Annotated in this window: 19 protein-coding genes; 5 read left to right on the top strand and 14 right to left on the bottom strand. The window is 43.1% G+C overall.

Annotation, left to right across the window (positions count from 1 at the left end; translation table 11 throughout):
* Positions 1–13: 13 nt before the first annotated feature.
* A complete protein-coding gene (locus CWB60_RS08220) occupies positions 14–763 on the top strand; it encodes a MipA/OmpV family protein (RefSeq protein WP_138578627.1) in 750 nt (249 codons plus the stop codon).
* An 86-nt stretch (positions 764–849) separates the two neighbouring features.
* On the opposite strand, the gene CWB60_RS08215 is transcribed toward CWB60_RS08220, so the two are convergent.
* The 5 genes from CWB60_RS08215 to CWB60_RS08195 all read right to left on the bottom strand — a co-directional run bounded on the left by CWB60_RS08215 (position 850) and on the right by CWB60_RS08195 (position 9597).
* Positions 850–5154 carry an alpha-1,6-glucosidase domain-containing protein gene (locus tag CWB60_RS08215; RefSeq protein ID WP_138578629.1) on the bottom strand — a complete coding sequence of 1435 codons (4305 nt, stop codon included), beginning with the start codon at positions 5152–5154 and terminating at the stop codon, positions 850–852.
* Between the two features lie 22 nt (positions 5155–5176).
* Complete coding sequence (locus CWB60_RS08210; protein ID WP_138578631.1) at positions 5177–8050, bottom strand: TonB-dependent receptor; 2874 nt, start codon at positions 8048–8050, stop codon at positions 5177–5179.
* 167 nt (positions 8051–8217) lie between these two features.
* The gene (locus CWB60_RS08205; protein ID WP_138578633.1) at positions 8218–8835 is read right to left on the bottom strand and encodes a LysE family translocator; all 618 of its coding nucleotides are present in this window, start codon (positions 8833–8835) and stop codon (positions 8218–8220) included.
* On the bottom strand, positions 8836–9018 hold the full coding sequence (locus tag CWB60_RS08200) for a hypothetical protein (RefSeq protein ID WP_008168146.1): 183 nt from the start codon (positions 9016–9018) through the stop codon (positions 8836–8838).
* A gap of 180 nt (positions 9019–9198) precedes the next feature.
* The gene (locus tag CWB60_RS08195; RefSeq protein ID WP_029773150.1) at positions 9199–9597 is read right to left on the bottom strand and encodes a DUF3224 domain-containing protein; all 399 of its coding nucleotides are present in this window, start codon (positions 9595–9597) and stop codon (positions 9199–9201) included.
* Positions 9598–9688: 91 nt separating this feature from the next.
* Between CWB60_RS08195 and CWB60_RS08190 the strand changes: the two genes are divergently transcribed.
* Positions 9689–11467, top strand: a complete 1779-nt coding sequence (locus CWB60_RS08190; protein ID WP_138578635.1) for an ABC transporter transmembrane domain-containing protein — start codon at positions 9689–9691, stop codon at positions 11465–11467.
* Here the strand turns inward: CWB60_RS08190 and CWB60_RS08185 are convergent.
* The gene (locus CWB60_RS08185; RefSeq protein WP_004587548.1) at positions 11464–12096 is read right to left on the bottom strand and encodes a YiaD family glycine zipper/OmpA-like lipoprotein; all 633 of its coding nucleotides are present in this window, start codon (positions 12094–12096) and stop codon (positions 11464–11466) included. The genes CWB60_RS08190 and CWB60_RS08185 overlap by 4 nt on opposite strands.
* A 215-nt stretch (positions 12097–12311) precedes the next feature.
* Here CWB60_RS08185 and chrA point away from each other — a divergent pair, with 215 nt between their 5' ends.
* Positions 12312–13466, top strand: coding sequence for a chromate efflux transporter (gene chrA, locus CWB60_RS08180; protein WP_138578637.1), 1155 nt, complete (start codon positions 12312–12314; stop codon positions 13464–13466).
* Here the strand turns inward: chrA and CWB60_RS08175 are convergent.
* The 4 genes from CWB60_RS08175 to speA all read right to left on the bottom strand — a co-directional run bounded on the left by CWB60_RS08175 (position 13426) and on the right by speA (position 18451).
* Positions 13426–14682, bottom strand: coding sequence for a mechanosensitive ion channel family protein (locus tag CWB60_RS08175; RefSeq protein ID WP_029773670.1), 1257 nt, complete (start codon positions 14680–14682; stop codon positions 13426–13428). The genes chrA and CWB60_RS08175 overlap by 41 nt on opposite strands.
* Positions 14679–15599, bottom strand: a complete 921-nt coding sequence (yihG, locus tag CWB60_RS08170) for a 1-acylglycerol-3-phosphate O-acyltransferase, YihG family (protein WP_138578639.1) — start codon at positions 15597–15599, stop codon at positions 14679–14681. Before yihG (CWB60_RS08170) ends, CWB60_RS08175 begins: the two co-directional genes overlap by 4 nt.
* Positions 15600–15627: 28 nt before the next feature.
* Positions 15628–16506 carry a 1-acylglycerol-3-phosphate O-acyltransferase, YihG family gene (gene yihG, locus CWB60_RS08165; protein ID WP_054983342.1) on the bottom strand — a complete coding sequence of 293 codons (879 nt, stop codon included), beginning with the start codon at positions 16504–16506 and terminating at the stop codon, positions 15628–15630.
* A 64-nt stretch (positions 16507–16570) separates the two neighbouring features.
* Positions 16571–18451, bottom strand: a complete 1881-nt coding sequence (speA, locus tag CWB60_RS08160; protein ID WP_138578641.1) for a biosynthetic arginine decarboxylase — start codon at positions 18449–18451, stop codon at positions 16571–16573.
* A 197-nt stretch (positions 18452–18648) separates the two neighbouring features.
* Between speA and speE the strand changes: the two genes are divergently transcribed.
* Positions 18649–19512, top strand: a complete 864-nt coding sequence (gene speE / locus CWB60_RS08155; protein WP_024033887.1) for a polyamine aminopropyltransferase — start codon at positions 18649–18651, stop codon at positions 19510–19512.
* Between the two features lie 54 nt (positions 19513–19566).
* Here speE and CWB60_RS08150 read toward each other — a convergent pair whose 3' ends face one another.
* Both CWB60_RS08150 and CWB60_RS08145 read right to left on the bottom strand, forming a co-directional pair.
* A complete protein-coding gene (locus tag CWB60_RS08150; RefSeq protein ID WP_138578643.1) occupies positions 19567–20793 on the bottom strand; it encodes a hypothetical protein in 1227 nt (408 codons plus the stop codon).
* Positions 20783–21406: a cupredoxin domain-containing protein gene (locus tag CWB60_RS08145; protein WP_138578645.1), complete on the bottom strand. Its 624-nt coding sequence runs from the start codon at positions 21404–21406 to the stop codon at positions 20783–20785. The genes CWB60_RS08150 and CWB60_RS08145 overlap by 11 nt, the downstream gene beginning before the upstream one ends.
* Before the next feature lie 159 nt (positions 21407–21565).
* On the opposite strand from CWB60_RS08145, the gene CWB60_RS08140 reads away from it, so the two are divergent.
* Positions 21566–23608, top strand: coding sequence for a glycoside hydrolase family 97 protein (locus tag CWB60_RS08140; RefSeq protein ID WP_138578647.1), 2043 nt, complete (start codon positions 21566–21568; stop codon positions 23606–23608).
* Between the two features lie 45 nt (positions 23609–23653).
* Here CWB60_RS08140 and envZ read toward each other — a convergent pair whose 3' ends face one another.
* Together envZ and ompR are read right to left on the bottom strand one after the other, a co-directional pair.
* Positions 23654–24970 carry a two-component system sensor histidine kinase EnvZ gene (gene envZ / locus CWB60_RS08135; RefSeq protein ID WP_024033891.1) on the bottom strand — a complete coding sequence of 439 codons (1317 nt, stop codon included), beginning with the start codon at positions 24968–24970 and terminating at the stop codon, positions 23654–23656.
* A 5-nt stretch (positions 24971–24975) separates the two neighbouring features.
* Positions 24976–25695: an osmolarity response regulator transcription factor OmpR gene (gene ompR, locus CWB60_RS08130; protein WP_004587537.1), complete on the bottom strand. Its 720-nt coding sequence runs from the start codon at positions 25693–25695 to the stop codon at positions 24976–24978.
* Positions 25696–26020 lie beyond the last annotated feature (325 nt).

Below are 26020 nucleotides of genomic sequence, written 5' to 3'. Positions count from 1 at the left end.
CACCAAGGCTCCTATGAACACTTATATACAAAACTCACTACGGTTATTAGTTGGCACACTTGCACTTGGCAGTATTACTGCTCAAGCTGAGTCGCAGTTTTCATTAGGGGGTGGTGTCATTTCTACCAGCTCACCTTATGCAGGTACCGACAGTGAAACGCTATTTTTACCTATCATTACTTACGAAGGCGAAAGGCTTAGTTTTAAAGGTTTGTCGCTTGATTATAAATTAGTGGAGCAGCAAGGTTTTAACTGGTCATTAGTTTTAGAGCCAGGTGATAACTTTGATACCTCAGATTCAGACCTTGCAGCCATAAAAGCCTTAGACGATAGAAAGCTATCACTCTACGCAGGCACGCAGGTTAGCTACACTGCAAGCTTTGGTAAAATAAGCGCCAGTGCTACTCATGATGTAATAGGCCACGGCGATGGCGCTAAATTTAAAACCAATTACAGTTACCCTATTAAGTTATCTAAACAACTAATGCTCGTTCCTTCTGTGGGTGTTGAGCTAAATAGCAGTGATGTATCTAACTATTATTATGGTGTAGCACAGGGCGAATCTACCACCTATGCGCCTTACGAACTTAGTTCTACGGTTAACTACAATGCGGGTTTATTTTTAATGTATTACATTAATAAAAACTGGAACGTAAATGCCATGGTTAACTATAAGCAGCTCGATTCTGATATTGAAGACTCACCCATTATTGATACCGATAACACCACGACTGTGATGATGTCGGTTAACTATCGTTTTTAATCCCCCCTTTGTTAGGTATTAATTAGGCATTAAAAAAGCCGAGCATACAGGGCTATGCTCGGCTTAGGTTTGGGAAAATATAACTGCTACTGCTTGTTGATAAGTATGCTTACATTTTCTCTATCTGGGCCTATTACATTAAACGTGTAGGTACCTTGTTCGGTAATATTCAGTGTTATGTTGGCACCTACCGCTTCAAGTGGTGTTAGTTCATCAATTACCACTACCGGCGTATCGCCTGCTCCACCGTAATCCACTGTGCTCCAATCTTCAGACGCTACTTTAAATTCGTAGTCGCCCACTTCTAATTCAATAGAAGCAGAGTAAATTGCATCACCCTCGTACATAAGTGGGTTATCAGTACTCCAGTCATTTAAGCTACCGCGAATAAACACCGGTGTTTGTGCAAACATTTCACCGTTGAGCACTTTTAGCGATACGTTATTTAAATCACTGGCGTCAAATATAAATTGGTATTTACCTTGCTCGGCAATGTCTATGGTCATATTTGCCCCCGCAACCGACAACTGCTCAGCGGTGCCAACCATTACACTGGCATCACCCTCAGCCGAGCCATAATCAACCGTGCTCCAATCTTCTGACGCTACTTTAAATTCATAGCTTGCAGCGCTCAGTGTTTTAGTAAAGGTGTAAATGCCTTTACCTTTATAACTTAGCTCATCGGTTACTCCCCAATCATTAAGCGTACCGCGCACATAAATAGCAGTGCCTACAAATGGCTCTTCGTTGTATAAAGTAAGCGTTGGATTTTCTGGGTTTGAAGCATCAAGCGAAAATACATAGGTTGCATCAATGGCAGCGCTGAAGGTCATGTTTGCACCTGAGCGCGTTAATGGCTCACTTTGATTTTCAACTACCTCTTTATCAGCGTCAGTAAGCGCACCAAAATCAACCGTAGACCAATCTTCTGAGGCAATTTTAAATTCGTAATCGCCAGCGCTTAGTGCAATTGCTATACGGTATTCTCCCTCGCCAATATATTCAAATGCATCGCGTGTGCCCCAGTCGTTTAAAGTTCCGCGCACAAACACAGCGGTGCTGCCATAAGGTACTACATCAGGCGCGCCTACGGTTGCATTTGCACTTAAACCAACACCTTGGCTCTCACCTTGGTTTTTAGTAAAAACAGCTAGTGTGTAAGGCGGTACAGTAAATGTGCCTTCGTTATCGCCTTGGGCAAAATTGGCGCTGGCCATGCTTGCATCAACACTGTTTTTTAATACGTCGTGTAATTCAAAACCCGCTGCGGTGGCAATAGTATGGCTAAGAGTTTGCTCGGTTGCGTTAATCACCACTACAAGCGCGTCAAATGCTGGGTCTAAGTCTGTTAGCCCTTCGCCATCATCAATGCTCATTACTATTAAGCCATGTTGCTGCGCTTTACCTACGTTATGAAAACCCACTCGCTCAATGACATCTTGCTCTGTGGTTAATCTAAATAGTGGGCTGCTGCTACGTATTTGTAAAAACTCGTTAAATACATCACCTGCATAGGCTATGTCTTGCGGCATTGCCTGTGCATCTGGATTAGCAGAAATAGGCATAATTTCAGACCATTTTTCTTGGTTCTTCTCTGCGTTTGGTAAACCAATGTTCCAGTTATTATTCTCTTTGGTTAAATCAACAGCATTAAACCAATCACCGGCATTATAGCTATCACGATCCATTGACTTAGAACGCAGTAAATCAGCGCCCAATTGCATAAAAGGAATGCCTTGGCTCATAAGTGGAATAGACAATGCCATGTTGTGCGCGCGCACACGTTGCTCAATACTCATGCTTGATGCATGTTTGTATTGCAACTGATCCCACAGTGTTTCGTTATCGTGTTTTGATACGTAATGAATGCTATCCGCTGGGTCTAGTGCATACGCCGTTGGCTGAGTATTCCAAGTAAAGCTATTGCCCTTAGATGAATTACCTTTAAAGTCTTTTAAAATGTAATTTTGTAAGTTGCCCGCCAGCGATAACCGTAACGTATCTTGTTCAGCTAGGTTGCCATCTGTCGGGTTATTGCTAAACATTGCACCACCACGCACGGCTTCACGAATACGGTCGTTAAATGTACCCACCTCTGAGCCTGCCATATCAGCCTGTTTAGCTTGTGTGAATAAACGATTGTTAGCTACTTCACCAAAATCCCAGCCTTCACCGTAAAAATAGTTATCTGGGTCAACTGCTTGCACGGCTTCACGCGCAGCTAATATTGATGATTTTGGCATATGCCCCATTACATCAAATCTAAAACTGTCGTAGCCAAATTCACGCGCTAAAATAACCAATGAATCAGTAACAAACTTATCCATCATTACATGCTCTGTAGCTGTATTTTCACAACACGTTGAGCGCTCTATTTCACCACTTACTTCGTTATAACGGTGGTAATAACCCGGTACTAGCTTATCAAATACCGACTTGTCCCAAATACCCGATGATGTTGTGTGGTTATAAACCACATCCAGTACAACACGAAGTCCTACTTCTTGCAGTGATTGCACCATAGCACGGGTTTCTTTAACGCGGGCAATGCCCTCTGGGCTTGAGGCATACGAGCCTTCAGGCGCTATAAAGTAATGCGGATCGTAACCCCAGTTAAAGCCGTCTAAATCACGCATCGCACTGGCTAATGCTTGTGCATCGTCTGAGCCTGGTAGGTAACTTTGCATAATATCGACAATCGTGCTGTTTTTATCTTCGATTTTACATGCATCAGCTTCATCGTTAATACGTTCACATAATTTACCTAAGGTGTCTGTAATTTCCACACGCTGTGAGGCATCCTCTTCAATGGTGCCAATATCAGTCACTGGCAGTAAATGAAAATGTGTTAAGCCTTTATCTGCTAATTGCTTAAGGTGCTGCATTGGCACGCTTTCAAGTTCAGTGAATGCAAGGTATTTACCGCGGTTTGCTTCGCTTACTGACTGATCACGCACACTAAAATCACGTACGTGGCCTTCATAAATAACCGCATCTTCTGGGTTAGTAATAGTAGGCACGATACGTTCATCCCAGCCTTCTGGCTTAGTGTCATCATCGGCTAAATTAATCAGCTGGCTGTATAAACCATTGGTAGATACATTGAGTGAGTAAGGGTCTGTACTCCAAAGCGACTCTATTTGCTGAGTCAGTGGGTGGTAAACATCAAAATTAAAGCGGTAGTAGTGGCGGTCGTATTGCATATCTAAACTTGCTTGCCAAATACCCGTCTGTGTATTTAATGTCATTGGTATAGAGTGCACTTGTGTTTTTGCATCATCGAACACGTTTAGCACCATGTTATTAGCGGTGGGTGCCCACACAGTTACATCAATCGCGTTATTGCCATAAGTTACGCCAAGTACAGCTTCGTTAGCGTCATCTTCGCCTTGTGTGTAAAGGGCATCGAGTGCTTTAGCGGTTTGCACATAGCTTGCTTCTAGCAGCTTACCTTCACTATCGTAACCGGCAATAACAAGCTGCGATTTTATAAGTGCTTTAGCCGTGTTTGTATCCCAACTTCCTTCGTAAGCGTTCCAAGTAGTTAAATGCGGTACTTTTGCCGCTTGCTCATCAGTTAAACTGCTTGATTGCAGCGTAACAGTATCGCCGTTTAAACCAGTATCTATATCCACTTCCAGCTGAGCCGTAGCTGATGAATGCAACTTAATTAGGCTTGTAAGCTCGTTACTTGGTTTATACAAAATAGTATTTAAATCAATCCAATGCGCTGAAGCACCTGTTATAGCAACTGCGCGTTCGCCCAAACTTAAAATAGGGTATTCAAACACCGAAGGCTCACCATGAATGGTAAAGTTCATACGTTGAAAGGTTTCATCGTCTTGCATCAGCGGCATGGTTAAATCCACATCACCAAACGCTTTACCCGTGCCTTCTGTACCAATATGAATAATAAAATTGGCACATTCGTTATAACCCTCTTTAAGGTTAATTATCCAGTACGCACCGTAGTTAGGGTCAATACCATCGTATTCATGGCCGTTAGCCCAATCGCTGGTATCAAATGGCGGTGCATAAGCATCGCATACTTCGTTATTCCACGAATGTAATCGGTAGCCTTCGTAGTTATCATCGGCTAGGCGATTGTAAAATAAAACCGCCTCTCCTTCCCCTGCAAATACCACAGGGTCTGGCAGGGTTGGGTCGGCACCAACCACACAGCTTTCGTTATTTTCATCAGGTATTGTCGGTGCAGGGCACGATATAGGTTCAGGATCGACACATTGTGTCCCCGCTTCATTAGGCACTTGTGGCACATTACAGGTAAGTAATGGTTCACCAGATTCAACATCATCTGTTCCACCACACGCTGCTAATAGCATTAACGCTAACGTTATTAGCAAATATTTAGGCATAGTTATAATTTTCATTTTTAAACGCTCCGTTTGCTAATTAATGACTGTATGTAAAACCAAGGTAGAACTGACGACCAAAGTACTGAGTCGTCCCTGTTCGTTGCTCTGAGCCAAAGTAACTTTGGGTTGGTTCATCGGTTAAGTTATTAACTTGCAAAAGCATTGTTAGCGAGTCGCTAAAGCGATAAGAGGTTTGAAAGTCGACTACGGTTTCGGCATCAAAATTAACTACTTGCTCGTTAATGGCAACCTGCTCCGATACAAATTCATCGCGGTAACGCACATTAAGGCGGGTTTCAAAATCATCCATTGAGTAAAACACCGTGGCATTAAGCACGTTATTAGAGAGCCCAGGTAAAGATTGCGCTAATGTATCGCCCCCTAAACTGGTAATCGATTCAATTTCACTTTCGGTGTATGAGTAACTTGCGTTAGCGCCTAAGCCATTAAATGGCGAAGGTAAAAAGGTAAACACTTGCGTATACGCAAGCTCTAGCCCTCTAATGTAGCCACCTTCACCGTTATTAACTGCCGTGGTGTAAATACCGTTAGTTGTGGCAACTTGCTCGCTACTGACAGGGTCTTCTATAAAGTCAGGGACATTAAAGCCATTGCCTTTAAAGTCGAAGTTTTCGATTGATAAGATTTCAACAAACGAGTCTATATTTTTATAAAATAACGCCGCAGCGACAGTGCCGTTACCTTCTTCAAAATAATATTCGTAAGATAAGTCGTACTGGTCAGCATAGAAGGGTTTTAAAAATGGGTTGTTATTACTTGAACCGTTAATAACACCATCATCACTTACGTTTGCGCTGGCATCGCCCGCTAAGCGGTTAATTGGCGCACGCGACATTACTTTAGCCGCAGCAAAGCGTACAAGTGAATTGTCGTTAAGTTGCAGGTTTAAATTTAATGATGGTAAGTAGTCGGTGTATTTAGTGCCTAATACATTAGGTGCGTATAAATTATTTACAATGCCGTTCTCATCAACAATATTTTGTGCACCTAAGCGCGCATCGCCTGCTACGTTTTCTAGTACGGTTGCCGATTGGTCGGTTTCAACGCGGCGCACACCCACATTACCCGATAAGTCGAGCCCGGCAATTTGCGTGTTAATGTTTACCATAACGTACGCAGCTAACACATCTTCAAACACCGAGCCGCTTTGCAGCACTGACCACGAATAGTTAGTTGTGTAACCTTGCGCGTCGTCTACGCCATCGGCGTTGCCCCATGTTTGAACAGGCTCTGGCGTGCCATCTGGAAACCATGCGTTAAGTGCTTTGTCTAAATCAATGGCTAAATACGACGGGAAGTAACTAAACTCGCCCTGCCAGTCAACCACTGACGCCATATCGTCGGTTAAACGCAAAGGGGGTTGCGTTGCTGAAAACGCCCCGTCGTTACCGTACTCAAATACCGAGCGTTTACGGCTGTACTCTCTATCTGAGTAGCGCGCCCCAAACTCTACTGAGCTAAATATGTCGCTTTCTAGCTCGTATTTAAAGTCGAGCCTAAATGCAGTTACTTCATCTTCTGTTTGATCTGGGTAAATACCATATTTGCTGACCATTACACGGTCTATATCACTAAAGGCGGCCGCCTGATTAAACCCAACGTCAGGTAAATTTAAGCCATTTAATTGATAGTTAATTGCTACGTTGTTATCAAATACTGGCGTTTCTGCATTGGCATCTTCTGCTACTAAGCTCCACAGTAAGCCATTTCTAAAATTACTTTTTGCGCGAGAAAGCGACACATCGGCATTTACGTTTAGTCTATCGGTTACCTGCCAATCGGCATTAACGCCAAAGCTGTCTACTTCGTCAAAGTCTTGGTTATCGTCGTTCACTATTTCAACACGGGTATAGCTTTGCGAAGTACGGTTAACCGCGGCGCCTATTACGGCATTACCATCGAGCTTAGCGTTAGCATATGCAGCTGTTGGCCCGCCTAATTTAACCCTCAGGCCGCGAGCAAACGACTCTTTATCAAAGCGCGATAAAAACGCATCACCTTTTAATGTAAAGTTATCTACCGGCGCCCACTCTATAGCTGCTAAGTAACCATTACGGGTTTCTTCGCCGCCTAAATGCTGTAGCTCAAAACCTTCGCTAATGTATTCGTTTTCTGGGTTAGCTAAAGGGCCATTGGTATCGTTAGCTGCGCCATCAACGTCTTTTGTGTCGTTGTACGCAAGGCCAATAAACTGCGTTGCTACACTTGGCTGAAACAAACGCGCATAGCCCAGCGCTACGCCTAATGTGTCGTCTAGGTATTTGCCTTGATACGAAAAACTAATTCGGTCGCCAAATTCAGTGGCATCCGATACCTCTGAGGCGCGGTCGTTATACATACCGCGCACATTAGCTACAAATTTATGCGTTTGATCATTATTAAGTGGACTGGCGGTTTCAAGCTCTACCGTACCGGCCACGCCACCTTCAATAAGCGATGCCTTTGGCGATTTGTATACCGCCGCAGAGCTAATTAATTCTGACGGATATTGGTCAAACTCAATACTGCGGCTGCCACTTGTAGATACTTGCTCGCGGCCATTAAGTGTTGAAAATACAAACCCGCCCGACAGCCCGCGTATATTAATTTGCGCCGCTTGCCCACCCGTTCGCACCGCTGAAATACCAGGTAATCGTGTAAGTGCATCGGCCATTGAAATATCAGGCAGTGCCCCTAAATCATCGGCAGAAATTTGTTCTGACACCGTATCGCTAAAACGCTTTTGATTTAAAGATTGAATTAAACTGCGACTAAAGCCTCGCACTTCAATAATTTCTAAATCTTCAGCTTGTGTGTAGGGTGATTGATTTGTTGAGTCTTCGTTTGCAGCCAATGCACTATTAGCGGCAAATAAAGCCAGCATAAGTGCACTTAGTTTAAACTTGTCCATGTGTGTGAACCTTTGAGTTATTGTTGTCAGGTGTTGCTGTGTTGTTTAAAACACAACCAACAAATTGTAACTAAAAGGTAAAATTAATGTGATGAATACGTATGCAGTGCATGAGGGTTAGGCTGCAGGGGGCATATAGGCACGCGCCCCTGTATTGGGAACGCGATTTAAAGGCTTAGCACCACTTTTATCGCAAGGGCGATAAATATGACTCCCAGTATTTTATCAAGCCACGGACTTTGCTTGGTAAAGCCAAAGCGATTTTTTGAAACCTCTGTCAGCAACGCCACCAGCAAATACCAGCCGGTATCAATTACAAACACGGTTAAACACATAATTATGCCCACGCTTAAAGTAAGTAGCTGAGGGTCAATAAACTGCGAGAACAAGGCTAAAAAGAAAATAGCGAGCTTGGGGTTCAAAAAGGCAATAGCAAAGCCATCTTGTAAAGCTTGACCAGCACTTACTTCACTTTTTTGTACTTCAAGTTCGTTATTGCTGGGTTTTGCTAGCAATATTTTTATACCTAAATACGCCAAATAGGCTGCGCCTAAATACACCAGTATTTGATAAACAGTCGGAAACTGCATCATTAAAGCGCCTAGCCCTAATAACGATGCACCTGCGTATAACCCCACACCAGTACCATGGCTGAGCGCGGCAAGCATTCCGTTTTTCATACTGCCGTTAAGTGAGTGCTTTAAAACCACCGCTAAACTTGGCCCTGGCGACATTGCCCCCATCATACAAATAGCCGCTAGGCTTAACCATACTGTAAATGTCATTTAAAGCTCGTCAATTTCAATAAGTAATGTATAACCGTGCACTTGGCCATAAAAACCTGTCAATGGCACTGCGTTTATTACTTTCCAGCCATCTTGATTTAATTCCTGTATGCGGTCATTCAATGCAGCTATATCTACGCCACCCAAAAAACGGGTCTTTCTAAATTCGATTACTTTTTGCATTTTAATCCTTGTGTATCTTATACCAATTCGCTTATTTAAGTGATCTTTTTTGAGGACGGAAAAACGTGTTGATAGCTAGGCAAAAAATTCGCTATTTAGTTGTTCTAAATTAGAATTTTTTAACGCAGGTAGCGACACGTTTAGGCCCGCAAAATGATTAAGTAATATTGCGGATTGGTATTATAAGGTGTATTCAAAATCATAGTAGTGAATCCCTTGCTCAATACGTATTTTCATACTGCCCGTTAACCCTTCTAGCTCATGAGTGCCTGAATCGGGAATTACATTTAAAATTAGGCTGTCTTGGCCTTTATCCATAGTACCAAAATGCTGTAATACAAAGCTGCCTTGTTTACCTTCAAGCTCGCCTATTACTTGCTCTATGGCAACATAACCGGCACTGCCTTGTGTAGGAGTCATGGCGCTTAGCATTTCGCCTTGGCTGGTGGCATTTAAGCTACCTTTAAATGTTTTATCTATCGACATACGCCCTAAATTAACGCCGTTTTGGCCGCTTGCGTAGCCTTCTATTGGGGCCAAATTTACATTAAATTCTCCACTTACGGTTGCAGTAGTCATAACGTTTCCTTATTGATGCTAATGTTTAAAAGTATTGATTTTTATTATCTTAGTGCCATATCTATACCTTAACCTTTAAAAAGAATCCACTATGTCAAAAACAAGCCCTAAGCCCGAAAAAGCCGCTTTTAGTAGTTTATTACCTATTTTTGCGTTTATTAAACCGTATAAATGGATGGTAGTGGCCGCACTTGGCGCCCTTTTAGTCACCGCTGGTGTTAACTTATCATTAGGCCAAGGGGTTAAGTTTGTCATAGATCATGGCTTTATTGCTGGCTCCCAAGCGCAGCTACAACAAGCTGTATTAGTGCTTATTGGTTTAATTAGTTTATTGGCCGTGGGCACCTTTAGCCGCTTTTATTTAATGTCGTGGATTGGCGAACGAGTCAGTAACGATATTCGCAAAGCGGTGTTTAATCGCATTGTTACCTTGCACCCAAGTTACTTTGAAGAAAACCGCAGTGGCGAGCTTATGTCGCGCTTAACAACCGACACCACCTTGCTGCAATCGATTATTGGCTCTTCCTTTTCTATGGCGCTGCGCAGTGCATTAATGTTAGTGGGTGGCTTGGTAATGCTATTAGTGACTAACTTAAAGCTTACGCTCGTAGTGGTTGCGTGTGTGCCGCTAGTATTAGTGCCGATGATGGTATTTGGCAAAAAGGTTCGCAAACTTGCAAGTTCTAGCCAAGATGCAATAGCCGATATAAGCACCTATGCCGGCGAGATCATTCAAAATATTAAAGTAGTACAAAGCTATAGCCACGAACAGCGTGAACAACACGCCTTTGCACTTGAAACAGAAAAAGCCTTTAACGTTGCCAAAAGCCGTATTAAACAGCGCTCTTTTTTAATTGCTGCGGTAATATTTTTAACCTTTAGTGCGATTAGCGTAATGCTCTGGGTAGGCGGTAGTGATGTACTGGCAGGCACCATGACAGGTGGCGAGCTAGGTGCATTTGTGTTTTACGCCATTATGGTGGCCATGTCGGTGGCTACCGTAGCCGAGGTTTACGGCGAGCTACAACGAGCTGCTGGGGCGGCAGCGCGCCTACTTGAATTACTGGCCGTTAAAAGTGAAATAGAAAACCCTGTCACTCCACAAGACGAAAAGCTATTAATAAAGACTGACAGCCCCGCCATTGCACTTGAAAATATTAGCTTTAACTACCCATCTCGCCCCGATGTAAGCGCACTTAACAAAATAAGTTTAACAATAGAGCAAGGTAAAACAGTGGCTATTGTAGGCCCCTCTGGCGCAGGTAAAACGACGTTATTTGAATTACTACAGCGCTTTTACGACCCTGCTCACGGCGCGATTAAATTTCATGATGTAAATATTAAAGACATATCGCTTACCACCCTGAGGAACAAAATGGGCATGGTGGCACAAAACCCTATTTTATTTAGCTCAGATGTAATGCATAACATTCGTTACGGCAACCCAAACGCCACTGACGAGCAAGTATATGCCGCGGCAAAACATGCCCACGCCGATGAATTTATTCAGCAATTACCACAAGGTTATAACAGCTTTTTAGGTGAGCAAGGCGTAAGGCTATCGGGTGGTCAAAAGCAGCGTATTGTATTGGCACGCGCTATTTTAAAAGACCCTGAAATACTGCTTTTAGATGAAGCTACCAGTGCACTCGATGCGCAAAGTGAGCACCACGTACAAGCCGCGCTTGAGCATTTAATGCAAAATAGAACAACGTTGATTATTGCCCATAGACTGGCAACGGTTAAACATGCCGATGTGATTGTAGTAATGGAAAATGGGGAAATAAAAGCAACAGGGAGCCACCAGCAATTGCTAGCAAGCTCCCCTTTGTATCAGCGTCTTTGTGAATTGCAATTCAACAAAAACTAACCTTCTGTGTTTGGCACTATTTGAATTTCTACACGGCGGTTTTGAGCTCGGCCGTTAGCGCTATCGTTAGTGGCTATTGGGCGGGTTTCGCCGTAGCCTGTAGTGCTAATACGTGCAGCCATAATTTGCTGGTTCACTAAGTAATTTTTAACGCTTTGCGCGCGCTCACGCGACAGGTTCATATTGTAGCTGTCTTTACCTGTGCTATCTGTGTGACCTTCCACGCTTAGGTAGGTTTTTTCGTATTTGTTCATCACTTTAGCAATGGCGTTTAGAGTATCGTTAAAACCTGATGAAATATAAGATTGGTCTGTCGCAAAGGTAATATTAGATGGCATAACTAAACGTAAGTTATCGCCCTCACGTACAACTTCAACCCCTGAGCCTGCTAGCTCATCACGAAACGCTTCTTCTTGCTTATCCATGTAATCACCTACAGCAGCACCCGCTAGTGCGCCAATAGCTGCACCAATAAAGATACGCTTGTCTTTATGATTACCCGTTGCTTTACCTAATACGCCACCTGCGGCTGCACCAATTGCGGCGCCCTTGCCTGTATTGTTCATTTCGCAACCACTTAGTAATACAGCTACTACGGTTACGCTTAAAAGTGATTTAGTTAAAGTCATGTGATGTCCTATTCATTTAGAATTATAAAGCGAGTATGCAAATACATGTATGAACAAACTATGAAGAGCATGTTAAAAGCAGTTCGCTTTATACCAATCCACTTAATTAAGTGGATTGGTATTATTCGTAGATTACGAATTAATGTATGCAATTAATAAAAGTGTCATACTCCTTTGTGACAATTTAATGAACTTTTAAAAAGGATATGAGCTCAATGTTAGTCGCTATTTTTAGACAGTTTTTTTTACTTGGCTGCATGAGTTTTGGTGGCCCTGCTGCCCATTTAGGCTATTTTAAACGCCACTTTGTAGACACATTAAACTGGTTAAGCGATACCCGCTACGCGCAGCTCATTAGTTTAAGCCAAGCGCTGCCCGGGCCTGGTTCAAGCCAAGTGGGCTTTGCAATTGGTGTTGAGCGGGCGGGGGTTATTGGTGGCATTACCGCATTTATCGCTTTTACCTTACCGTCTTTTTTAATCATGTTGTTATTAGCGGTAAGCGCGCATCAGTTTGATGCTATTTACTTTGCTATTATTGCGGGCTTAAAACTGTTTGCAGTTGTTATTGTGGCCGATGCAACACTCACTATGGCAAAAAGCTTTTGTACCAGCGCTGCGCTCAAGCTTATCGCAGTAATGAGTACCTTGGCTTTATTGCTATTTCCTTTACTTGGCACGCAAATAGCTATTTTAGTGAGTGCCGCTGCTATAGGCGCAATTTGGCCTCTGTTACAACTCAACACCCAGATTGATCCTAAAGCAGATACTAAAAGCGCGTTTAAGTGGCTCCCTTTAGGCTTATTTGTATTACTACTCGCGATTAGCTTTATACCTTTAGGTGATGACCTTGCTTTGTTTGCTCCTTTTTACCAAGCGGGCGCTATGGTATTTGGGGGCGGACACGTGGTATTGCCTGTATTGCAAGCTGGCGTACCAGCGCTAAGTAACGATCAATTTTTAAGTGCGTATGCCAGTGCTCAAGCTATCCCTGGCCCCATGTTTACAATAGCTACTTACTTAGGCGCGCAACTCTCTTCAGAGCAACCCTTAATAGGGGCCATAGCTGCAACCCTACTTATTTTTACACCGGGTTTTTTATTAATGCTGGCGTTTCAAAAAAGCTGGTTAAACCTGGCAAGTAAACCTCGCTTTGCAAGCTCTATTGCTGCGCTTAACGCTGCCGTAGTTGGCTTTTTAGCGGCGGCTTTGTACTCACCTATTTGGACATCAGCCGTTCACAACCTATGGCAGGTTGCACTGGTTATTGCCGCTTTTGCATGGCTAAGAATGAAAAAGCCACCTATTTGGTGGCTATTAGCTTTATTTATTAGTGTGGGCCTTGTTCAGCACTATTTGCCATTACTTTAAAGGTTGGCTTATCAGTTTGCTGTGCATTTGGCGGGCTTAATTGCCCGCTAACACTTTGATACGCTCTAAGACCAAATACTGGCAACACTGCCAATAAGTGATCCATAATTTCGGCTTGTAAATGCTCGTAAGATATCCAGCGTTTGTCTTCACTAAAGCAATAAAACTCAATCGGTAATCCGTGGTTCATTGGTTGTAGCTCACGCACCATAAGCGTCAGTGAGGTATTTATTCTGTTATGCTGCTTTAAATAGCCCTCGGCGTAGCGGCGAAACAAGCCTAAGTTAGAGACCGGATCAGGCAACGAGGCAACACGTATATATTCATGCAGTGGTATAGCTGCATCTATTTGTTTTCTAAATTCGTCACTTACTAAGCATATGCTGTGCATATCAATATTAAGCGAGCGCTTAATACGTCGGCCGCCAGACTCTTGCATTCCTCGCCAGTTTTTGAACGACCCTGCTACCAGCATATAAGTAGGAATAGTCGTAATGGTGTTATCCCAGTTACGCACTTTTACGGTGTTTAGCCCTAAGTCTATTACTTCACCGTCGGCGCCGTAGTTTTCTACTTGAATCCAATCCCCGTAAGTAACTAATCGGTTTGCCGCAATTTGAATACTGGCTACAAAGCCTAAAATAGTGTCTTTAAAAACCAATAAAGTAACAGCGGCTATCGCACCAAAACCCGACAAAATATAGGTAGGCGATTTTTCAAGCACAATGCTGACTATTAAAATTGCACACACAATAAAGGTGATCAGCTTAACAACTTGTAATAAGCCCTGAATTGGCACTTCGCGGGCAAAATCTAGCTGGTTATAAATAGCGCCGGCAATGCTTACAATGCTGCTAAAAATAAAGCCTACATGAATAATTAATATACCTTGGCCAATGGTTTTTAGTATTTCGGCACTGAGCTCATTAACAGGGTAAACGCTGTCGAAGGTTGCTAAAAAAAGCACGCTACATAACATACCGGCTATGCGCTTATTAAGTTTTGTGAGCAACGGAGAAAGTAACCCTATGCGCTCTGGAGATAACTTAGTCACCACTTTTTGAATGCCTGGCAGCATTAATCGGCGTGTAAATAAATACACCACTAACAACGAAAATACACCAATAGAGGCTGCAGTAATTGCACTTAAAAAATCTGCGTCGGGTACTTTTTCAAACCAAGGAGCGATTAGCTCCTGCAGGTGGGTATTGGTCATAGTGTTTCTATTTCCTTACAAATGGGTGGCTCAGGTAAATCGTGTTGGGCATAAATGCTGGCAAGTTGCGCGTCTTTAGCAACCCATAGCTCATTAACGTACTTTTGAAAGTGGCTTCTAAATGCTTTGTCGTGTTGGTAACTACCTAACATTTGCTGGTTTATAGCAACCACGTCAATAGAAACATAAATTGAATCAAGCTCGCCCTTTAAAATATTACGACAAACATGGCTTGTGCTGCCGCTGTACACCACACTGGTATTTAGCATAGCGTCAAATTGCTCGCCAAGTACCTCAAGTGCAAAGGCAATGCCGCCCGCTTTGGGCTTGAGTAAATGTTTAAACGGGCTTTGCTGGCTTGCATGCTTTGCGTGCGTGTAGCGGGTGCCTTCAACAAAATTAATTATGGTGGTGGGATTATTCCTAAAATTACGACAGCTTTGCTTGGTACGCTCAACATCTAGCCCTTTAAGCTTGGGGTTTTTAGCAAGCTGCGCTTTAGTTACGCGCTTCATAAAAGGCATGCCCATAGCCCATGCGCCAGAGCCAATAAATGGCACATACTTTAATTCGTCTTTTAAAAAAAACTTTGGCGCAGGTAAAACATTAATTGAGCTAAGTACTACAATATCTAACCAGCTCATGTGGTTACAAATTAGTAAGTACCAACTTTTTGAATTTACATCGCCGTTTATGTTTACTTTTATGTTGGCACAACCCAGCCACAAGCCAAACCGATTGCCATTACACCAGCCTCGGTACACGCTATGCAGTATGGTGTTAATTATAGAAAAAGGCAGGACAAGCTTTATTAACCCTAGCAGTAATACTAAGGTGCCAAAAATGATTACATTTGAAAAAATCACGCAGCCTACAATTAAGCCGCTGAGCCAATTTGGTAACCACTTTTTTAGCATAATTGTAAGCCCATTTTTTATTAACTTATTATTTATGGTTTTGTTCGAGCTGCAAAAGCGTGTGCTCTTTTTCTTCCCATAAACGGTTTAATTCACTTTGAAAGCCGACTCTAAACTCAGAGTCGCCAGTGTAATCACCAATCAACTCCTCGCTTACTGGGCGAATGTCTACATGCACATTAATTTGCTTCACTTTGCCGCCGGCAAAGTCCATAAACGTAGGGATGCCATCGGGGTAATGAATGGTCACATTAACCACTTTAGAGATTTGCTCACCCATGGCTTGCATTACAAATGCGATCCCGCCTGCTTTTGGCTTTAATAAATGCGGAAAAGGGCTATTTTGGCGAGCATGTTTTTGCGTTGTAAAACGTGTACCTTCTACAAAATTAACAATGCTTACTGGCATTTCTTTAAATTTTTCGCAGGCTTTGCGGGTTGTTTCTATGTCTTTGCCACGTAGCTTTGGGTTCTTTTTTAGCTGTGCTTTACTGGTACGGGTCATAAATGGAAAGTCGAGCGCCCACCAGCACACACCTAAAATTGGCACGTAAATAAGCTCTTTTTTTAAAAAAAAGTTTAAAAAAGGTATTTTACGATTAAATACACGTTGCAGTACTAATATATCTACCCAGCTTTGGTGATTAGCAATCACTAAGTACCAGTCTTTTAATTTGGTTTCTTCAAGGCCGGTAACGTTAATTTTTGTTGGCGTGAATAAGCGTTGGTTAATGCTATTAACCGTCACCCAAATAGTGGCACACTGTTTAGCAACCCAGCTTAAAAGCTTTTGCATAGGCTTGATAGGGATTAATTTTAATAGCCCACAAACAAAAATAGGCACAAACCAAATAAGTGTGTTTATTGTATAAAGCATAATACTTAATACACTGCGGATTACTGACATTTATTTACTTTCCTTTAAACAATGCGCGCCAAACAGCGACGCTTTTAATTCTGAGAGTGTACGGTTAATCTTCGAAGTAAGTATAACCTTCAAGCCCGGCATTAAGCTCGGCTAAATACCCTGCTTTACACTGCTCAGACACTGCTAGCTTGTTGACCAATAATTCAAAGTTTTGTGCCAAAATGGCGCTATCATAGTCAACAAACTTTAATACATCCTTAACGCTATCACCTTTAATAGCATTGGTTAATACATAACCGTCGTCGTTAAGCTCTACATGCACTGAGTCGGTGTCGCCAAATAAGTTATGTAAATCACCTAAAATTTCTTGGTAAGCCCCTACCATAAACATGGCTATATGGTATTGCTCGCCATGTTGGTACTCAGGTATAGGTAAACTGGTTTCTATGCCCGCGCCTTCTACGTACTCACGAATTTGCCCATCTGAGTCACAGGTAATATCTTGAATAATAGCGCGCTGGGTAAGCGGTTTATCTAAATTCTCGATTGGCATAACCGGAAACAACTGCTCAATGCCCCATACATCAGGTAACGACTGAAACAGTGAAAAGTTAACAAATAGCTTATCGGCTAGCTTTTCGTGTAAATCGTCAAGTACCTCACGGTGCGCACGCGCGTTATTGCTAAGTGATGCGCGTACTCGGTGCAAAATAGTAAAGTATAATTGTTCTATTTTCGCCCACTCTAGCATGCTTACTAACCCATGCACGTATTGGTCGTGCGCTTCGCTAAATAAGTGCATCGCATCGTGGTAAATCTCTAGCGCCATACGTGGGTTTAAACGCTGTAAACACTGCCACATTTCATCAAGCACTAACGCACTGTTTTTAAGTGGCGGTTCTGGATTTGGATGATTTGGCGCTTTTTCTACGTCTATCACATCGGTAATTAACACCGCGTGGTGCGCTGTTAAAGCACGCCCTGATTCGGTGATAATGGCTGGGTGCGTAAGTTGATGTTGGTCGCACACCTCAGCAAAAGCATTAACCACATTACGTGCGTATTCTTCAACGGTGTAGTTCATCGAGCAAGCACTGCGTGAGCCTGAGCCTTCGTAGTCAACCCCTAAGCCACCGCCTACATCAACGGTATTAAGCGGCACTCCTAGCTGGGTAAGTTCAGCAAAGTGGCGCGCGCATTCTCGCAGTGCGCGGTGTATGTCGCGTATGTTGGCAATTTGAGAGCCAATATGAAAATGCACCATTTGCATTAAATGTAATTTATTATGCTTTTTAAGCACCTCAACAGCACTAAGCACTTGGCCTGCAGTTAAGCCAAATTTGCCTTTTTCGCCCCCGGTATTTTGCCACTTACCTTTGCCTACTGAGTTTAAGCGAATACGTATACCAATGGCAGGCTCTATGCCTAGGTTATCTATTTCTTCAAGTAAGGTTGTCAGCTCTGAGAGTTTTTCGACGACTATTTTAACGCTGTGTCCCATGGCTTGACCAATACAGGCTAAACGTAAAAATTCACTGTCTTTATAGCCATTGCACACAATAGTAATGGGTTTATCGGCGACCCCTAAAATTGCCATAAGCTCAGGCTTTGAACCGGCCTCTAGGCCAACTAAACCACTTGGGTGCGCCAATAGTTTACTGACCACCGAGCGTTGCTGATTAACTTTTATAGGGTATACACACGTGTACTTGCCTTGGTACTCGCGGCTGCTGCACGCTAAGGTAAATGCATGGGTGAGTGTATCTACTCTATTTTTTAAAATATCGGTAAAGCGCACCAACACCGGCAATGTTAAACCTTGCTGCTTAAATTGCTCTGTGAGCTGCGTTAAAGAAATCGCATTTTTAGATTGGTCACCATCTGGGTAGGCAACCAGCTCGCCTTGTGCGTTAATATCAAAATAGCCATCGCTCCAATGAGCAACATTATATGTAGCGCGTGCTGTTTCTAAACCCCAAGTCATGGCAACTCTTCTTTAATCAATTAGCTATAAAGGCGCATTTTAATACGTCACTACCCCCTACGCTAACAAAAATTGAACTTTAACTCGATACTGGCTAACTTTATTGGCAAAGCAGTTAAAATTTCATTGAGCAAAACGCGAAGCACTGGCAGAATTGCCCCTTTTTCATACTCAACTTAAAAAGTGTAAAAGCAACTATGGCAAATTTAGATCAAAGTAAGTGGTTTACAGAAATTAGCGACCGCGATGGCAGCGCATTTTCATTACGTATTAACAAAAAGTTGGATGAAAAACAGTCTCCTTTTCAAAAGGTAGAAATGTTCGAAACCACAGACTTTGGTAATTTAATGATCATCGATGGCTGTACTATGGTAACTACCCGCGAAAACTTTTTTTACCATGAGATGATTAGCCACCCTGCACTTTTAGCGCACCCAAACCCTAAAAACGTGGTAATTATTGGCGGCGGCGATTGCGGTACATTACGTGAAGTTTTAAAACACCCAAGTGTAGAAACCGTAACGCAAATAGATATAGACGAAGTAGTCACGCAAATGTCGTTAAAATACTTCCCAGAGCTTTGTGAGTCTAACAACGATGCACGCGCAACTGTTATGTTTGATGATGGTATAAAATACATGCGTGACGCTGCGGGCGAGTCTATTGATGTTGTTATTGTTGATGGTACAGACCCAGTAGGCCCAGGCGAGGGATTATTTAACCACGCGTTTTACACTAGCTGCTTAAATGCATTACGCCCTGGTGGTATTTTAGTGCAGCAAAGCGAATCGCCATTAATGCATATGCCACTGCTAGTAGAAATGCGCGAGGCCATGCTAAGTGTTGGCTTTAACGACTTACAAACACTGCCATTTCCACAGCCAATTTACCCAAGCGGTTTATGGTCAGTAACGCTTGCTCGTAAATCACAAGCATTTAATGGCTTTAGAGAAGCCGATGCTGAGCAAGTTGCACAACAAAGCGAATACTACAACAGCGGTATTCATCACGGCGCACTTGCTACACCAAACTTTATGAAACGCGCATTTGATAAAAAATAATTCACACTTTTTTTGAAACTAAAAGGGAGCTTTAAAAGCTCCCTTTTTTGTACTTTAAAAGCGCCATTGAGCGTTAGCCATAAGCTGCTGCTGCGATATTCGCTGAGCAAACCCACTACCCGGCCTATTTTGTACAAAGCTATGCAGCGCCGAGCCTTCAACACCTATTTGTAGCGTATCGGTTAATTGGTAACGCCACGTAGCTGTTAAGCCTTCGCCATAGCTGGCGTTAGGGTCAAATGCGGTGGTGTCATCGTCATCTACTTTAAAATAATCATACCTAAGCGATAACCTATGCTTACCCGCTTTATGGCTGAGCATTAAATAATGGCTATAAAAACGGTTATAAATAAGCTTATTAGCCCCCATTTCGGTTTTACCATCGAGTAGCTGGGCAATCAAACGGGTTTTACCTGTAAATTTATATAACCACGCTAAGCTGCTAAAGCGAGTATGCCAAGCATACTGCCCTGTTGTGCGATTAAAAATGCTGGGATCGGCGTTATTATCGTAATAATAAAACCTAAACTGCGAGCGTTTTAAATAATCCCAATGCACACCGGCATAGTAGCCAAAGCGGCCATCTACTTCTTCAAAAGGCAGTACTTGGTTAGCTTGCCAACGTAATTCGTCACTATTTAATGCCGCAATAGGTGCAAATTGTACACTTTCGTTAAAAGTTGTTTGCCTGTCGTGCAGCGCAAACCCGCGCCAAGATAGCAGCGTCCCTGTTGGGTCGTTCCCTTTATAAATAGCAGCGCTCACACTAAAGCTATGCTTAGAATTAAAACGTTTACCTGGGCGCTTAATGCTAAGCTCACCACCTATGGTGCGAAGCTCTTCGCCAAGCCAGCTGTTTATGGCCGAATTAGTATAATTGTAAGGCGAGGTCCAGCCTATATCGGGGTTTTCTAGCGACATACTAGGGTAAAACCCACCAAGCTTTACATGCCATTTATAACGGCTGTTTACTAACGGCTGATACTGTAAATACGCTTGACTTAAACCTAATGTGGTTTCCGGCTCTTGATTAGCATTTACAACGGCATGTGCGCTCCAGGCACTACTTAAATCGGCCTTAAAGTCTATAATTCCTTGCGATAACAAAATGCTATCACTGCTATCTCCATGGCGATATAAACCAATACCGCCATCTTGAAAGCTTTGTGTATCGTCGCTTGCAACCGCACGTACCTGAATAAGCCCTTTAACCTGCGAAAAAGCCGGTAGGCTCATAAAAAGTAAGCCAAGTAATACTGTATTTTTGCGCTTAATAGTCATCAAATTCATCCGTAGCAAAGTCTATTTGCTCGGCTATGGCCTGCTTTACGGTGTAGTGTATAGGTGACTCGCTTACATTAACGCTGTGGGTTTCTACGTTGCTTATATCGCTAAAGCCAGAATGCCATACACTCATGCTGTATTGCCCATTAGGGGCAGTTAAATTAACCCTACCGTTGTCGTCGGTAATTGCAAAAACGGTGCTATCAACCACCACAATATAACCCAGCATCCAGTCATGAATATTACAGCCAAGCTCAACCACCCCTGTTTGATCAAACGTTATGGGCGCTTTAGGCTGCTCTTTGTAAAGTTTCAGCTCAAAGGTTTTAGCTTTAGAAAACGAATAGACGTGGTGCATGATAGAGTCGGCATTAGGAAACTCTACCTTTGCATTTTGCGGAACAACTAACGTACGCGGCGTAAACTCGCGGTTTTGTTGGCTCATTGCGTAGGTTTTACTTGCTTGATTGCCGGCCTGAATTGATGCCCCGCTTAGCCACACCACCGCATTTGCTAAAAGCTGATTATTGGCATTTTTTATAGTTATTGTTGTTGCTGCTACGCAAGTACTCATACTTAGCAGTAACACACTTAGTAAGGGTTTTATCATGGGGCTAATCGCTATTATCAATTTGTTTACATTATAGACCGATTAAACCGTTAAATTCTTTCTATTTTTTAAAACATTGAATACGTATGTAGACAGTCGTATTAACAACTCACTGCCATTATCCTTAAAGGTCACCACCGACTCATCGAAGGACACACAATGAGAACATCCGCACTTTTACTACTGGCGTTTGCTGGCAATAGCTTTGCACAAACCGCTGTAGTTGAATCACCAAACTCACAAATAAAAGTGACTATTTCAGATGAAAATAGCACACCCAGCTACGCTATTAGCTTTAAAAACAAACCAGCTATAAACGCATCGCGCCTGGGTTTTGAATTTAAAACCCAAGCCGCATTTAGAGATGGTTTTAAAATTACCCATGTTAAGCAGCAAAGCGTAAATACCCAGTGGCAACAACCTTGGGGCGAGCGACAAACGGTTACTGATAAACACAACGAAGTTGCGGTTACGTTTACAAAAAACGAGCCTAATGGTGCAACCTACACAGTGCGCTTTAGAGCTTTTGATAGTGGCGTTGGGTTTAGATACGAAGTACCAAAACAAGCAGGCTTTGAGCAAACACACATTACCAAAGAGCTCACCGAATTTGCCATTAACAATAACAACAATGCCACCGCCTGGTGGATACCCGCCCGCGGCTGGAACCGATACGAATACGTTTACAACACCACCGCATTAAATGACGTCCCCCTTGCACACACGCCGTTTACCTTAAAAACCAATGACGGTACCCATATAAGCATTCATGAAGCAGCCTTAGTTGATTACGCAGGCATGGTGCTTAATCAACGCCGCCCAGGCACTTTTAATGCCGATTTAACACCGTGGTCAGACGGCATTGCCGTTAAAAAACAAGGTGCGTTTAATACCCCTTGGCGCACCATTCAAATTGCCGACAGTGCGGTCGGCTTAGTCAATTCAGACATAATATTAAATTTAAACGAGCCTAATAAACTAGGCGATGTGTCGTGGGTAAAACCTGGCAAATACGTGGGTATTTGGTGGGGCATGCATATAAACACACAAACCTGGGGCAGCGGCGAAAAACACGGTGCCACTACACAAACCACTAAGTACTACATGGATTTTGCCGCAGAATATGGCTTTGATGGTGTACTAGTAGAAGGCTGGAACATAGGCTGGGACGGAGACTGGTTTTTTAATGGCGATGTATTTAGTTTTACACAACCCTACGACGACTTTGATATAGCGGCCCTTACTCAATACGGCAAACAAAAAGGCGTGCAGTTAATTGGCCACCACGAAACATCGGGTAATGTAAGTAACTACCGTGACCAAATGGAGGATGCCTTTGCCCTTTACGAAAAATCAAACGTAAGCCAAGTTAAAACGGGCTATGTAGCGGATGGCGGTAACATAAAACGCATAGACGAAAACGGCATTGCCCGTCATGAGTGGCACGACGGCCAATTTATGGTTAACGAGTACCTTTACAACGTAAAGCTGGCTGCAAAACATAAAATTAGTATTAACACCCACGAGCCAATAAAAGACACAGGCCTGCGCCGTACCTACCCAAACTGGATTGCCCGCGAAGGGGCACGCGGCCAAGAGTTTAATGCATGGGGCACGCCGCCCAACCCACCAGAGCACATTCCTATGCTGGCGTTTACCCGTATGCTGGCAGGGCCTATGGACTTTACCCCTGGTATTTTTGATATGGGCTTTAATGGCTTAGGCGATGATACAAACCGCCCGCAAACAACACTTGCCAAGCAACTTGCACTTTATGTTGTGCTGTATAGCCCGATTCAAATGGCCGCCGACTTACCTAAAAACTATTTAGCCAAGCCTGATGCATTTCAATTTATTCAAGACGTACCAACCGATTGGCAGCAAAGTATTGCGCTTGATGGCGAAGTGGGCGACTTTATTGTTTTTGCCCGTAAAGAGCGCAAACGCGATAAATACTCAGGAAACGATTGGTACTTAGGCGCCGTAACCGACGAGAAAGCCCGAACTATTGAGGTAAAACTCGACTTTTTAGAAAAGGGTAAAAAGTTTGAAGCGCACATATACCAAGACGGTAAAAACGCTGAATGGAAAAACAATCCGTACGATTTAGATATCGAAAAGCGCGTAGTTAGCGCAAATGACAAGCTAACTTTAAAACTAGCAACAAGTGGTGGTACAGCAATCCGCTTTAAAGCACTCTAAGTTTTAGCACTATTAACGTTATGGAAATAGCCAACTCTGCACAGCTTACTGTGCAGAGTTTTGTATTTTTATAGGTAAATAAATTTGTGCACTTAGGCCGCCTTCTGGGCGGTTTTCTAGCTTAACTTTACCATCGTGCATATCAATAATACGCTTAATAATGGCAAGGCCTAAACCACTCCCCTCACTACCACGCGCGGTATCACCTTGTTTAAAAGGCTCAAACACCGATTCTAGTTCGCTTTCTGGTATACCGGGGCCGTTATCGTTTACCGCTATCACAACGTATTTTTTGTTTGAATTAAAGTAGCTTAATACTTCTATATCGCCGTCTGAATAGCGCAGCGCATTTTCAATCATGTTAGTAATTACACGCTTAATAGCCACACTACTTAACGGAACAAGTCCTACGCTGGGGTTGCCTTTAAAGGTAATAACGCGTTGCTGTTTAAGCTCACAATTAACCACTTCAGTCACTAGCGCATTTATATCTTCGCAAGCAAGCTCATCTGTTTTGTGGTGGCGTAAATACTCAATAAATTGATCGATAATGCCGTTCATATCTTCAATATCGTAAATGATGCCTTCGCGAAGGTAGTCATCTTCATCGTTCATCATTTCGGTGGCAAGGCGGATACGAGTAAGCGGAGTGCGTAAATCATGAGAAACACCGGCCATGAGTAAACGGCGATCGTTTTCAAGAGCAGCAATACCGCGCGACATTTGGTTAAATGCACGGGTAACTTCTATTACTTCACTGGAGCCTTCTTCTTCAAGCTTACTACTAAAATCGCCCTTACCCACTTTCACGGCTGCTTGCTGCAACGCCTTTAATGGACGGTTTAAGTGCCGAGCAAATAGCCAGCCGCCTAACACACTTAAAAAACCAATACTTGATAAGTAAAACGTTAAAAATTCAAGGTTGTTTTCTTGATACCCGCTAAGCGGTACTTTTACCCAATAACCTGGTGCTTGCGGCGCTTCTACCCAATAAATCAGCGGGTCGGTTTGACTAATACGCACCCGAGCAGAACCATTTAATTGCTCAGACATACTACGCGACAGCATCGAGTATTCTCGGGTTTGACCCAGCCCTTGGCGCATTGCCTCGCGCTGCGTCATCACTTCTATACCTGTAATTTCAAAAAACTTTTCAGATACTTCGTCGTTTATTTCTACGCCGTCTTCCCAGTCTATAAATACCGTTTTAATTTGCTTTGCGAGCATTAAATTTACTTGCTCTATGGTTGGTTTTACAACGTAAAAGCTCACCGTTACATACGACACTATTTGGTTAATTAGCAGTAAAGCGGCCACTAAAAATACAGTTTGGCCAAACGCACTACGCGGAAAAAATCCCATATAAACTACTTATCACCGTCAGGAACAAATACATAACCCAAACCCCATACAGTTTGAATATAGCGCGGGTTGGCGGCATCTACTTCTATCATGCGGCGCAGTCGCGATACTTGCACATCAATACTGCGCTCAAGCGCACTGTAATCTCGCCCACGGGCAAGGTTCATTAGTTTATCGCGGCTAAGTGGCTCGCGCGGGTGCGATACAAGGGCTTTAAGTACGGCAAATTCACCACTGGTGAGCGAAATGGTTTTATCGCCCTCGCTCATTTCGCGCGTGGCTAAATTAAGCGTAAATTGCCCAAAGGCTATTAAGTTTTCTTCCGCTGCGGGTGCGCCCGGCACTTCTTTGGCGCGGCGGCGTAAAATAGCTTTTATGCGAGCCAGTAATTCGCGCGGGTTAAACGGTTTCGGGATGTAGTCGTCTGCGCCTAGTTCAAGGCCTATAATACGGTCGACCTCATCGCCTTTTGCTGTCAGCATCACAATAGGGATTTCGTTTTCTTTTTGGCGTAGCCGACGGCAAATAGATAAACCATCTTCGCCTGGTAGCATTAGATCAAGCACCATTAAGTGAAAGTTCTCTCGCTCAATAAGTCTATCCATTTGCTCTGAGTTTGCGGCGGTTCTAACAATAAAGCCTTGCTCTACTAAATAACGCTCTAGTAAGCTGCGCAGGCGCATATCGTCATCTACAACTAATACTTTTGTGGTTTCGTGTCCCATTGCGTGTTTCTTATTTTTATTTCCAATTAATAGTTAATATAAATGAAAAACTTAATAATCAAAATCTAATTGCGCGCTTAGATTGTTACTGAACATTTCAAAGTTATAATATTAGGGCGTGTTGACCTTTGCGGATTGAAATTTGTTCAGTCTAGGGGCGATTAAATTGCGGCGCGAGCTTTGTAACCTAGTGGGCTAAGTAAAAACCGAGTAACAAAGAGTTTATCGCCCCTAGGCAGAACCCGAAGGGCAGCGCATGTTTGGCATTTATGCTGCGTTATCGCCTATTTATGGGGAATAACCACACTACATAGGCTCTGCCTAG

The sequence above is a fragment of the Pseudoalteromonas sp. S327 genome, assembly GCF_005886415.1.
Taxonomy (GTDB): Bacteria; Pseudomonadota; Gammaproteobacteria; order Enterobacterales; family Alteromonadaceae; genus Pseudoalteromonas; species Pseudoalteromonas atlantica.
The sequence above is the reverse complement of the archived record's forward strand: the minus strand, read 5'-3'. Positions and strand labels throughout refer to the sequence as shown.

Bases quoted from the DNA above. Each gene is read 5' to 3' on its own strand.
- CWB60_RS08220 (WP_138578627.1), top strand. From the start codon at position 14: ATGAACACTTATATACAAAACTCACTACGGTTATTAGTTGGCACACTT.
- CWB60_RS08215 (WP_138578629.1), bottom strand. From the start codon at position 5,154: ATGAAAATTATAACTATGCCTAAATATTTGCTAATAACGTTAGCGTTA.
- CWB60_RS08210 (WP_138578631.1), bottom strand. From the start codon at position 8,050: ATGGACAAGTTTAAACTAAGTGCACTTATGCTGGCTTTATTTGCCGCT.
- CWB60_RS08205 (WP_138578633.1), bottom strand. From the start codon at position 8,835: ATGACATTTACAGTATGGTTAAGCCTAGCGGCTATTTGTATGATGGGG.
- CWB60_RS08200 (WP_008168146.1), bottom strand. From the start codon at position 9,018: ATGCAAAAAGTAATCGAATTTAGAAAGACCCGTTTTTTGGGTGGCGTA.
- CWB60_RS08195 (WP_029773150.1), bottom strand. From the start codon at position 9,597: ATGACTACTGCAACCGTAAGTGGAGAATTTAATGTAAATTTGGCCCCA.
- CWB60_RS08190 (WP_138578635.1), top strand. From the start codon at position 9,689: ATGTCAAAAACAAGCCCTAAGCCCGAAAAAGCCGCTTTTAGTAGTTTA.
- CWB60_RS08185 (WP_004587548.1), bottom strand. From the start codon at position 12,096: ATGACTTTAACTAAATCACTTTTAAGCGTAACCGTAGTAGCTGTATTA.
- chrA (WP_138578637.1), top strand. From the start codon at position 12,312: ATGTTAGTCGCTATTTTTAGACAGTTTTTTTTACTTGGCTGCATGAGT.
- CWB60_RS08175 (WP_029773670.1), bottom strand. From the start codon at position 14,682: ATGACCAATACCCACCTGCAGGAGCTAATCGCTCCTTGGTTTGAAAAA.
- yihG (WP_138578639.1), bottom strand. From the start codon at position 15,599: ATGCTAAAAAAGTGGTTACCAAATTGGCTCAGCGGCTTAATTGTAGGC.
- yihG (WP_054983342.1), bottom strand. From the start codon at position 16,506: ATGTCAGTAATCCGCAGTGTATTAAGTATTATGCTTTATACAATAAAC.
- speA (WP_138578641.1), bottom strand. From the start codon at position 18,451: ATGACTTGGGGTTTAGAAACAGCACGCGCTACATATAATGTTGCTCAT.
- speE (WP_024033887.1), top strand. From the start codon at position 18,649: ATGGCAAATTTAGATCAAAGTAAGTGGTTTACAGAAATTAGCGACCGC.
- CWB60_RS08150 (WP_138578643.1), bottom strand. From the start codon at position 20,793: ATGACTATTAAGCGCAAAAATACAGTATTACTTGGCTTACTTTTTATG.
- CWB60_RS08145 (WP_138578645.1), bottom strand. From the start codon at position 21,406: ATGATAAAACCCTTACTAAGTGTGTTACTGCTAAGTATGAGTACTTGC.
- CWB60_RS08140 (WP_138578647.1), top strand. From the start codon at position 21,566: ATGAGAACATCCGCACTTTTACTACTGGCGTTTGCTGGCAATAGCTTT.
- envZ (WP_024033891.1), bottom strand. From the start codon at position 24,970: ATGGGATTTTTTCCGCGTAGTGCGTTTGGCCAAACTGTATTTTTAGTG.
- ompR (WP_004587537.1), bottom strand. From the start codon at position 25,695: ATGGGACACGAAACCACAAAAGTATTAGTTGTAGATGACGATATGCGC.